The 10,506-nt window shown below is 70.8% G+C and carries 11 protein-coding genes and 1 pseudogene; 5 read left to right on the top strand and 7 right to left on the bottom strand.

Going from position 1 to position 10,506, the window contains the following annotated elements; translation table 11 throughout:
• The 5 genes and pseudogenes from D183_RS24115 to D183_RS0106205 all read right to left on the bottom strand — a co-directional run.
• Window positions 1-741 (bottom strand): annotated as a pseudogene (locus tag D183_RS24115) (virulence factor family protein); the annotation flags it as partial.
• A gap of 121 nt (window positions 742-862) precedes the next feature.
• A complete protein-coding gene (locus D183_RS0106220) occupies window positions 863-1,048 on the bottom strand; it encodes an oxidoreductase-like domain-containing protein (protein ID WP_017908246.1) in 186 nt (61 codons plus the stop codon).
• A gap of 78 nt (window positions 1,049-1,126) precedes the next feature.
• A complete protein-coding gene (locus tag D183_RS0106215) occupies window positions 1,127-1,726 on the bottom strand; it encodes an HD domain-containing protein (protein WP_017908245.1) in 600 nt (199 codons plus the stop codon).
• A complete protein-coding gene (gene thpR / locus D183_RS0106210; protein WP_017908244.1) occupies window positions 1,723-2,346 on the bottom strand; it encodes an RNA 2',3'-cyclic phosphodiesterase in 624 nt (207 codons plus the stop codon). Before thpR ends, D183_RS0106215 begins: the two co-directional genes overlap by 4 nt.
• 143 nt (window positions 2,347-2,489) lie before the next feature.
• Window positions 2,490-2,945 carry a PA2169 family four-helix-bundle protein gene (locus D183_RS0106205; protein WP_017908243.1) on the bottom strand — a complete coding sequence of 152 codons (456 nt, stop codon included), beginning with the start codon at window positions 2,943-2,945 and terminating at the stop codon, window positions 2,490-2,492.
• A 619-nt stretch (window positions 2,946-3,564) separates the two neighbouring features.
• Here D183_RS0106205 and D183_RS0106200 point away from each other — a divergent pair.
• Window positions 3,565-4,560 (top strand): tetratricopeptide repeat protein, encoded by a 996-nt coding sequence (locus D183_RS0106200; RefSeq protein ID WP_017908242.1) that lies wholly within the window; start codon window positions 3,565-3,567, stop codon window positions 4,558-4,560.
• Window positions 4,561-4,566: 6 nt separating this feature from the next.
• Here the strand turns inward: D183_RS0106200 and D183_RS0106195 are convergent, their stop codons facing one another.
• Window positions 4,567-5,769, bottom strand: a complete 1,203-nt coding sequence (locus D183_RS0106195; protein ID WP_017908241.1) for an MFS transporter — start codon at window positions 5,767-5,769, stop codon at window positions 4,567-4,569.
• Window positions 5,770-6,031: 262 nt separating this feature from the next.
• Between D183_RS0106195 and D183_RS0106190 the strand changes: the two genes are divergently transcribed.
• Complete coding sequence (locus D183_RS0106190) at window positions 6,032-7,120, top strand: alkene reductase (protein ID WP_017908240.1); 1,089 nt, start codon at window positions 6,032-6,034, stop codon at window positions 7,118-7,120.
• Between the two features lie 64 nt (window positions 7,121-7,184).
• Here D183_RS0106190 and D183_RS0106185 read toward each other — a convergent pair whose 3' ends face one another.
• Window positions 7,185-7,526 (bottom strand): zinc ribbon domain-containing protein YjdM, encoded by a 342-nt coding sequence (locus D183_RS0106185; protein ID WP_017908239.1) that lies wholly within the window; start codon window positions 7,524-7,526, stop codon window positions 7,185-7,187.
• Between the two features lie 90 nt (window positions 7,527-7,616).
• Between D183_RS0106185 and D183_RS0106180 the strand changes: the two genes are divergently transcribed.
• From D183_RS0106180 to D183_RS0106170, 3 genes are all read left to right on the top strand, one after another.
• Window positions 7,617-8,573, top strand: coding sequence for a cation diffusion facilitator family transporter (locus tag D183_RS0106180; protein ID WP_017908238.1), 957 nt, complete (start codon window positions 7,617-7,619; stop codon window positions 8,571-8,573).
• Between the two features lie 128 nt (window positions 8,574-8,701).
• Window positions 8,702-9,172 carry an FKBP-type peptidyl-prolyl cis-trans isomerase gene (locus tag D183_RS0106175; RefSeq protein ID WP_017908237.1) on the top strand — a complete coding sequence of 157 codons (471 nt, stop codon included), beginning with the start codon at window positions 8,702-8,704 and terminating at the stop codon, window positions 9,170-9,172.
• Between the two features lie 122 nt (window positions 9,173-9,294).
• Window positions 9,295-10,506: Hsp70 family protein (locus tag D183_RS0106170; RefSeq protein ID WP_017908236.1), on the top strand; the 1,212-nt coding region annotated here is incomplete at its 3' end.

The raw sequence follows: 10,506 nt of genomic DNA, 5'->3' as shown, positions 1-10,506 counted from the left end.
CGCACGCAGGCCCGGCAGCGCATCGCCGCTGGCGCTGCGGCGGAACTGCCGCGCCTGCGCCACCTTCTGCAGGAACGCGTCGCTCTGCTGGGTGCAACGGTCGCGGCGGGTCTTGGCATCGAGCGCCGCCAGCCACGGCACCGGCAGCGCAGTCGCCTGCAACGCGCGCGCCGGCGCGGTGATGCCGGCGCCGCAGATCTGGTCGTCGAGCACCTGCACCGGGCAGAAATCCTCGGTCAGCAGGCCCGCCAGCAGATGCTTGGGCGCCTGCGCAGCGACCGCATAGGCCAGCGCGGCGCCGTCGCCATCGCCCACCAGCAACGGCAGGTGGTAGGTCGGCACGTGGAAATAGGCCTGCACGTAGCGCGAGAAATTCTCCACGTCGCCGGCGGAGAAGCCGCAGGTGCCGTCGATCTTGGCCAGCACCGCCTGCAGGTGCGCACTGTCGATCACCGCCACCATGGCGCCGTCGTCGCGCAGCGCCTCGATCTGGCGCATGCGCTCGGCGTCGGCGTGCTTGCCGCCGGCGAACCACAGCACCACGCGCTGCGCGTTGCCCTTGGGCAACAGCACCGGCACCTGCTCGAAGCGGCCGTGGCTGAGCTTTTCCGGCGCCGCGGCCGGTGCGCCGGCATGCGGCGCGGCGGTGGCCGCAGCGCCCGGTGCTGCGCCGGCGACGCCGGCCGCGAGCAGTCCGCCCAATGCACATCCCCACATCCAACCGCCACGCTTCTGCATCATCCGGCAATCCTGAAAAGGCGTGTAAAGATAATCCCGAACGGCGACGGCGCGAAGCGCGGCGCGCTCCCTGGTTCATGCCAGGTACGCCGGACCTGCGCCAGCGCCTGCACCGGCAGGCCTGTCAGGCGTCCGCGTCGGCGCCGGGATGGCGCAGACGCCAGGCGGCCAGCGCCTGCCGGTAGCGCTCCAGTTCCTCGTGGTAGAGGTCGTAGACGCACAGCGGACAGCCGCTGTCGCAGCAGTCGCTGGGGCCCGGCGGCAGCGGCGCCTGCGGGCGGGGATCGGCATTGGCGGCAGGGTCGGACATGGGGCTCCGTGGCGGCGGCCGGGGCAGACCGGCGCGGCAGTGTAGAAGAAGGCGGCGCAGGCCGCGGTCCGCGTCCCCTCAGCCGATGGCGTGACGCAGGTTGGCGCGCGCAGCCGCGTCGTAGCGTGCATGGAAGCGCTCACTGAGGAAGATGCGCGGCTGCGCCAGCACGGTGCGCAGGAACGCGCGGCGCTTGCGTCGGTACAACCAGCCCGGCACCACGCCGCGGTACTCCTCGGCGATGGCGCGGTCGTAGGCGGCGAAGGCCTCCGGCGCGGCGCCGAGGATGGCCATGTCGCAATCCAGGAACAGCGCGGCGTCCGCATCCACCGAGTCGACGGTCAGTTGCCCGTGGCGCGCGGTCAGTTCGATCAGTGCCGCCACCCGCGCCGCCTCCACCCCTGCGTCCGGCAGCCATTGCGCGATCGCCGCCTCGGCAAGGCGCGCCGACTGCGCTTCGTTGTCGCCGCGGCCGGCGCGATAGACCGCATCGTGATAGAGCACGGCCAGGTAGACCTCGCGCGGCTGCCGCCAGCCGGTGTCGGCGGCGACCTCGGCGTAATGCGCCAGCACCGCCTCGACGTGGCCGAAATGGTGATACGCCCGCGGCGGTTCGGCGTAGGCCGCCCGCAGCTGCGCCCATTGCGCCTCGGGCAGGGTCAGCGGCACCGCGTTCATGCGTCGCGCTGCGCAGGGGCGTCGGCGCGCAACGTCCAACTGGCTTCGTGCAGGTAACGGCCCTGGCCCTGTACGCTGCGGATCAGGCTCAGCGACGTCGCCCGCCAATGCAGCGCCGGCACCTGCTGCGGCGCCAACGCCTGATCGACATAGGCCAGGGTCATGTGCGGCAGATACGCGCCGTCGGCGCGCGGCGCCACGCCGTGTCGGGCCAACTGCTGCTGCAGCGCCTGACGCAACGCCAGCAACGGCGCGGGCTCGGCATCACCGCGCAGTACCAGCGGCCGGCTGCGCGCGCGGCTGTCGAAGGTCACCGCCTGGTCGAATGCAAGTTGAAAGGGCGAGGCCGCAAGCGCCTGCCCGGCGGCGCAGGCCTGTTGCAGAAGCCGCGGCGGGATCCCGGCGTATTCGCCCAGATAGTGCAAGGTGACATGCAGCCGCTCCGGCGGCAGCGCACGCCCGTGCAGACCATGCGCCTGGCACAGTTGCTGGCCAAGGCTGTGCACCGCTTGCGTGGTTCGCGTGTCGGGTAGCAGCGCAAAGAACAGGCTTTCGCGTGCGGCAGGCGCATCGAAACCGAGCGAGAACTGGGCGCCGGCAGGCGCAGCATCGGGAGACATGGGCAAAAGCGGCAAACGCCGCAATCAGGTCGGGCAGCGGTCGAGCACGCATGGTAGCAAGCGCACCGTCCCGCTGCAGACCATCGGCACGCCGACCCGGACAATGCCGCGATACGGCGCGCCGGGCCGGCGGCGGGCGGCACTTACGCCGCGTTCTTCATCGCGTGCTTGCGGGTGCGCATCACGTCGTGGCAGGCGCGCACTTCCGGCAGCAGACGGGTGGCGGCATCGCGCGCGGCCACCGGGGTGTCGGCGTCGGCGATGGTCTCGTTGAAGGCCTTCAGCAGGCGGTCCTCGGACTCTTCCAGCTCGGCGACATAGCCGTACTTGGTGTCGCCCAGCGCGGCGCGGACCTTGCCGTACATCTGCTGCATGCTGCCGACCATGGTGCCGTGCTCTTCCGGCTTGCCGCCGACCGACTGCACCACCGCGCTCAGGCTGCTGACGATGTCCGACTTGACGCCGGCGATGCGCAGGAACAACGCGGACAGCTCGGCGTCGCCCACCTTCTGCGCGGCTTCTTCATAGAAGTCCTTGCCGTCGCGGGAAATGGCGATGAGGTCGTTGAGGCTGTGCGTGGTCTTGCTCTGGATGCTCATGGGAAACTCCTGTGGCGAGGCCAGCGATATCGCGCAACGGGCACACGGGGGTGAACCTGGATATCGCACGGCGCGGTCGAGAGGATTGCCGCGTTGCGTGGTGTTGGCGATGCTGGGCAGAACGGCATAAAGCGCACGTGAGCCATCGGCGCTCGCTCGTCACGCCGCATTGCCCGTGGTGAACACGCGTTCATGGGCCGCACTGCGCAGTCAGACATGTGGTGAAGTTTTCACCATCCTGTCTGCGTACATTGTGGCGCCTGGGTGGCAGCGACTTATCCACACGGTTGCCCCACGTTCGTCCACAGCGGTTGTGGATGACCGCCGCCGTCGATCGCGTCGACCGGAGACCGCTCGTCGGTACCGCCACGATGACCGTCCTGTCGCGCCAGCGAGGGCCTATAGTGCAGGCGAGCCCTCGCCACTGCAGGGCACCGCGAGGTGCGTCATGTTCGCCTGGACCGCGTTCGCCCTGCTCGCCGCTGCCACGGCCGCCCCGTCGCCGCCCACACCGTCGCTGCCTTCCTCGCACACGGCAGCGGCCGTCCAGAGAGAGGCGGCACCGCCGGTTCCGGCGACGACTACCGCGGCAACCGCCGTTCCTCCCCCTGAGCAGATCATGCAGCTGCCACCGGCGCTGCATACGCTGCTGCAGCAGCGCATCGACCGCGGCGCCGACGCCGAACACCGCCTGCAGCAACTGGTGGCGCTGGCCTTCGATGCCAACGGCCTGGACCTGCAGTACGACCCCAAGGCCACCCACAGCGTCGCCGAGAGCTACGCCACGCGCCACGTCAACTGCCTGTCCTTCACCCTGCTGTTCGTGGCGATGGCGCGCGACGTCGGGCTGCAGGCGCAGATCCAGGAAGTGCGTCGCGTGCTGAGCTGGTACGAAGACGGCAATGCGCTGTACAACGTCGGCCACGTCAACGCCGGCGTGCGCGTGGACAGCGGCCGCGGCAGCATCGACCTGGACCGCAGCGTGCTGATGGACCGGCGCGGGCCGCAGCCCATCTCCGATCGCCGCGCCCTCGCCCACTACTACAACAACCGCGGCGCCGAGCTGATGGTCGACGGCGATCTCGACGGCGCCCGCGCGCATCTGGCGATGGCCCTGCAGATGGACCCACGCTTCGCCGGGGCCTGGAACAACCAGGGCGTGCTGGCGATGCGCGATGGCGACAGCACCGCCGCCGCACGCGACTACGCCAAGGCGCTGGAGATCGATCCGGAACACCTGCCGGCGCTGTCCAACGCCGTGGGCCTGGCCCGACGCCTGGGCGACGGCACGCGGGAGGCCCCCCTGCAGCGGCAGATGGAACAGGTGCGCCAACGCGACCCATTCCAGCAATACCTGCTCGGCAACGAGGCGGAGCGACGCCAGGACTACCCCGCAGCGATTGCCTACTACCGGCATGCCCTGCACCTCTACGACGGCGCCCACCTGCTGTACTTCGCCCTGGCCCGAGCCTACCTGCACAGCGGCGACACCCGCCGCGCCACCGCGGCGCTGCGCGAGGCCATGGCCCACGCCGATCCAGCCACGCAACCGCGCTACCAGGGCAAGCTGGACGCGCTGCGCAGGCTGTCTTCCACCGCGCGGCCGCTGCGCTAGCGCCCCCTAGCCGGCCGCATGCGCGCAGGCCGCACGCCGTCCCGCCTGGCGCGCCCACAGGTAGATCAGCAGGCCGCCCACGGCCATCGCCGCGCCCACATAGCCGGTGGAGGTCCAGCCCAGGCCGGCGCCGATCGCGATCCCGCCCAGCCACGGCCCCAGCGCGTTGGCCAGGTTGAACGCGGCATGGTTGGAGGCCGCGGCCAGGGTCTGCGCATCGCTGGCCACGTCCATCAGGCGGGTCTGCAGCACCGGCGCAAGCGCACCCATGCTGCCGACCGCGACCACCGCCGGCAGCACCGCCCACGGCGAAGTGGCCGCCAGCGGGAACACCAGCAACACCGCCAGCGACCACAGCAACACCAGCGGCACCGCGCGGAACTGCATCCGGTCGAACAGCCAGCCGCCGGCCAGATTGCCGAGCAGGCCGCCCAGCCCGAATGCGCCCATCGCCATCGGGATCCAGTGTTCGGACACGCCGGTGACCTCCATCAGGGTCGGCGCCAGATAGCTGAAGACGCAGAACATGCCGGCGAAGCCGATCGCGCCGATGCCCAGCGCCAGCCACACCTGCGTGCGGTTGAAGGCGCGCAGTTCGCGCAACGGCGAGGGCCGCGCCTCCTGCGGATCGGCCGGCAGCAGTCGCCACACCAGCACCACCGTCAGCACCGCGATCGCCGCGACCAGGGCGTAGGCATAGCGCCATTCCGCCACCTGACCAAGCCAGGTCGCCAGCGGGTTGCCGACCAGCACCGCCAGGTTGAGGCCGAGCAACACCCGGCTGACTGCCGCACCACGCTGGTCGGGCGGACCGATCGACGCGGCCACCAGGGTCGCCACGCCGAAGTAGGCGCCATGCGGCAGGCCGGCGACGAAGCGCGCCAGCAGCATGCTGTGATAGTCCGGCGCCACCGCGCTGGCGAGATTGCCGAACGCATAGAAGCCCATCAGCGCCAGCAGCAGATCGCGGCGCGACCAGCGCGCGCCGAGGATCGCCAGCAGCGGCGCACCGACCACCACGCCCAGCGCATAGGCACTGATCAGATGCCCGACCTGCGGCGCATCGATGACCAGACCACGGCCGATGTACGGCATCAGCCCCATGGTGGAGAACTCGCTGGTGCCGATCGCGAAACCGCCCATCGCCAGCGCGAACAGGATCAGCACGTAGCCGCGCCGCGACAGCGGCACCGTGGCGGATGAGGTCATGCGCACGTCCCGAAGGAAAGGGCCGCTCATTATTGTGCATTGCAGCAAGTCCTGCAGCCCCGCCTGCGCAACGCCGCGTTGCGCGGTGCCGCCGGTGGCGCCCGGGGTGGCGATGCCCTCGCGAAGGTGCCGCCGCAGCAACGCACTGTCCCACCGCACCGCCGCGAAACCGCCGCGCGCGTCCCCATGTCCTGCACGCACGCCGCCTTGCAGCGCCCCGCTGTAGGGTCGGCCGCCCCACCCACCACCAAGAGACCCACCGATGACCGACACCGCTTCCCCGCTGTTCACGCCGCTGCGCCTGGGCGCGATCGCACTGGCCAACCGCATCGTGATGGCGCCCCTGACCCGCAACCGTGCCGAAGGCGAAGGCCGCATCCCCACGCCGCTGGCCGCCGAGTACTACGGGCAGCGCGCCAGCGCCGGCCTGCTCATCGCCGAGGCGACTCAGATCAGCCCGATGGGCCAGGGTTACAAGGACACCCCGGGGATCTACAGCGACGCACAGGTCGCGGCCTGGAAGACGGTCACCGACGAGGTGCATCGCCGTGGCGGCAAGATCGTGCTGCAGCTGTGGCACGTCGGTCGCATCTCGCACGTCAGCCTGCTGCCGGGCGGCGCCGCCCCGGTGGCACCCAGCGCGCTGCGCGCCGATGCCAAGACCTTCACCGCCGAGGGCTTCACCGACGTCTCCGCCCCGCGCGCGCTGCGCCTGGACGAGATCCCTGCGCTGATCGAGGACTTCCGCCGCGCCGCCCGCAACGCCATCGCCGCCGGCTTCGACGGCGTGGAAGTGCATGCCGCCAACGGCTACCTGATCGACCAGTTCCTGCGCGACGGCAGCAATCACCGCGACGACGCCTACGGCGGCAGCATCGAGAACCGCACTCGCCTGCTGTTCGAAGTGGTGGAGGCGGTGGCGCAGGAGATCGGCGCCGACCGTACCGGCGTGCGCCTGTCGCCGGTGACCCCGGCCAACGATGCGCGCGACAGCGATCCGCAGCCGCTGTTCGAGCGCGCGGTGGAACGCCTGGATCCGCTGGGCCTGGCCTTCGTGCACGTGATCGAAGGCGCCACCGGCGGCCCGCGCGACAACATCGCCTTCGACTATGCGGCGCTGCGCGCCAAGTTCCACGGTCCGTGGCTGGTCAACAACGGCTACGACAAGGCACTGGCCGAACAGACCGTGGCCTCCGGCCGCGCCGACGCAGTGGCGTTCGGCCGCCCGTTCATCGCCAACCCGGACCTGGTGGAACGACTGCGCCGCGACGCGCCCTTGAACCAGGTGGACGCCGACACGCTGTACGGCGGCGGTGCCAAGGGCTACACCGACTACCCGACGCTGGTTTGATCGCGTCCTGCGGCGGCACCGCATCGGTGCCGCCGCGGCGGGCGATGCAGTGGGGCTCGCCCGCTCAGGCCTTGCGCAGGAAGCAGGTCTTCAGCACCAGGCCCTTGATCTTGTCCGAGTTGCCTTCGATGTGTTCGGCATCGTCCTCGACCAGGCGGATGCCGCGGATCACCGTGCCCTGCTTCAGCGGGATCGACGAACCCTTGACCTTCAGGTCCTTGATCACCACCACCGTATCGCCGGCCTGCAGCACGTTGCCGTTGCTGTCGCGTACCACCGTCGCCGCGTCGTTGGCGGCGTCGGCCGCAACCGGCCACTCGTGGCCGCAGTCCGCACACACCCAGTTGGCGCCGTCGACATAGGTGTTTTCCAGGGTGCATTGCGGACAGGCGGGTGCGGCGGGCATGGGAATCCTTGATACGGCGACGACGGCGAGCCGCCTATTGTAGCCGCCCGCCCCGTGCCGCCGTGCGGCCGCGCCAGCCGCAGGAATCTCATGTCCGCTTCGTCCGGGTCCCGCCTCGCGATCTACGCCGCGCTCGCCGGCAATCTGGCCATCGCCATCGCCAAGTTCGTCGCCGCCGGGCTCTCCGGCAGTTCGGCGATGCTCAGCGAAGGCGTGCATTCGCTGGTGGACACGGTCAACGAGCTGTTGCTGCTGTACGGACTGCGCCGCGCCGCGCGCCCGGCCGATGCCACCCATCCGTTCGGCCACGGGCGCGAACTGTACTTCTGGAGCTTCATCGTCGCCCTGTTGGTGTTCGCGCTCGGCGCGGGGGTGTCGCTGTACGAGGGCATCGCCCATATCCGCGATCCGCAGCCGGCCAGCGACCACACCCTCAACTACATCGTGCTGGGGCTGTCGCTGTTGTTCGAGGGCGGCTCGTGGTGGGTCTCGCTGCGCGAGTTCCGCGCGCGCAAGGGCCGCCTGAGCTACGTACAGGCGTTCCGCGAGAGCAAGGACCCGAGCCTGTTCACCGTGCTGGTGGAAGACAGCGCGGCGTTGATCGGCCTGTTGATCGCGCTGGCCGGGCTGCTCGCCGCGCAATGGCTGGACATGCCGGCACTGGATGGCGTCGCCTCCATCGGCATCGCCGCGGTGCTGGCCTGTTCGGCGTTCGTGCTGGCACGCGAGACCAAGGGCCTGCTGATCGGCGAGCCGGCGGCGCGTCCGCTCGGCGACGCGCTGCGGCGCATCGCCGCGGCCGATCCGGACGTGCGCGCGGTCAACGGCGTACTCAGCGTGCAGATGGGGCCGGACCAGGTGGTGGCCGCGCTCAGCGCCGAATTCGAGGACCAGCGCAGCACCGCGCAGATCGAAGCGTGCATCGAGCGCATCGAGGCCGCCGCGCGCGCCGAGCATCCGGAACTGCAGGCGCTGTTCGTCAAGCCGCAGACCCCGGAGACCTGGCTGGCCCGGCGCACCGCGCTGCGCCAGCCGCCGCCGGCCTGAATGGCGGCGCCCCCCGACGCGACTTGCGGCCCTGCGCCGCTTTTCGTTAGGGTAGCCGGGTAGCACCCCCTCTCATCGCGCTGTGACTGTGCCGGCGTATCCCCCTTACTCACTGAACGAGGTTTCCCATGGAGATCGCCAACGGGCTTGTCGCCACCATCCACTACACCCTCACCGACGACGCCGGTGAAGTGATCGACCAGTCCTCGCCGGACAATCCGCTGAGCTACCTGCACGGCGCCGGCAACATCGTGCCGGGCCTGGAAAAGGCGCTGACCGGCAAGCGCACCGGCGAGTCGGTCACCGCCGACGTGATCCCGGCCGAGGGCTACGGCCCGCGCCACGAGCAACTGGTGCAGCAGGTGCCGCGCGGTTCGTTCCCGGATGCCGGGTCGCTGGCGCCGGGCATGCAGTTCCAGGCGCAGACCGACCAGGGCCCGCTGCTGGTCACGGTCACCGAGGTCGGCGAAGAACTGGTGACCATCGACGGCAACCACCCGCTGGCCGGGCAGGTGCTGCACTTCGCCGTGGAAGTGGCCGGCGTGCGCGAGGCCACCGAGCAGGAAAAGAACCAGGGCCACGCCGGCGCCGCGCTGTAAGCGACCCGGTTTCGCGTCCCCGACGAGGCCCGCCGATGCGGGCCTCGTGCGTTTGCGGCCGCGCTTGCGTCGCGCGACGGCTTGCCCCACAGTGCGCGGCCCCTCCCGCCCCCGGCACCGTCATGCGCCTCGGTATCGACTTCGGCACCAGCAATTCCGCCGCCGCCGCGGTGATCGACGGCCGCGTGGTGCCGATCGAGTTCGGCGCGCAGCAGCAGTTCCGCACCACGGTGTACTTCCCCGAGGTGATGCGCGACCCGGCCGAGTTCGACCTGACCCCGGCGCTGGAACGGCAGGTGGACGAGCTGATCGAGTCCGGCCGCCGCGACGCGCTCGCCGCCGGCCGCGAACGCAGCCCCGACGCGTTGCGCCGCGATGCGATCCGGGTGGTGCGCCGGCAATGGATGGAAACGCAGATGCGCGAGCCGCGCAGTTCCGCGGCGCTGCTGCAGAACGCGGTGTACGGCGACGACGCGCTGGACGCGTATTTCGTCGAAGGCGAAGGCAATCTGGTGCAGAGCCCCAAGTCCATGCTGGGCTACAACCTGCATCCGCGCGCGCGCCAGACCATCACCGGTATCGCCGCGCACATTCTCGAACACATCCGCCTGACCGCCTCGCAGCAACTGGGCGTGCAGGTGCGCCGCGCCCTGCTCGGCCGCCCGGTGCAGTTCCGCAGCTCGATCGGCGAGGCCGGCAACGCGCAGGCGCTGGAGATCCTGCACAGCGCCGCGATCACCGCCGGCTTCGACGACGTCGCCTTCCTGGAGGAACCGGCCGCCGCGGCGATGCACTACCACGCGGTCAGCCGCGAGCGCCACGCCGCGGTGGTGGTGGACATCGGCGGCGGCACCACCGACATCGCCCACGCCAGCGTCGGCGGCGACGCCGCGCCGCAGGTGCACCGCGCCTGGGGCATCCCGCGCGGCGGCACCGACATCGACCTGGCGCTGAGCCTGGCCGGGTTCATGCCGCAGTTCGGCCGCGGCCTCACCCGCGTGCCCTCGCACCACTACGTCGAGGCGGCGATGGTGCAGGACACCACCCGCCAGCGCGATTTCCGCCAGCATCGCTACGACGCCGTCCCCGCACCGTACGAGGCGCGCCTGCAGGCGCTGCAGGAGCCTGGCAACACCGCGCGCCTGTACCGTGCGGTGGAGCGCAGCAAGATCCGCCTCAGCGACGCCGAGCACCACGCCGAGACCCTGGACTACATCGAAGCAGGCTTGCAGGTGCAGGTGCAGGCCGAGGAACTGGTGCAGGCCGCACACAGCTATCTGGAGGCCCTGCAGGAGTTGCTGGCGCAGGTGCGCGAGGACATCGGCGGCGACCCG

This window comes from Xanthomonas sp. SHU 199 (genome assembly GCF_000364665.1).
GTDB lineage: Bacteria > Pseudomonadota > Gammaproteobacteria > Xanthomonadales > Xanthomonadaceae > Xanthomonas_A > Xanthomonas_A sontii.
The sequence above is the reverse complement of the archived record's forward strand: the minus strand, read 5'-3'. Positions and strand labels throughout refer to the sequence as shown.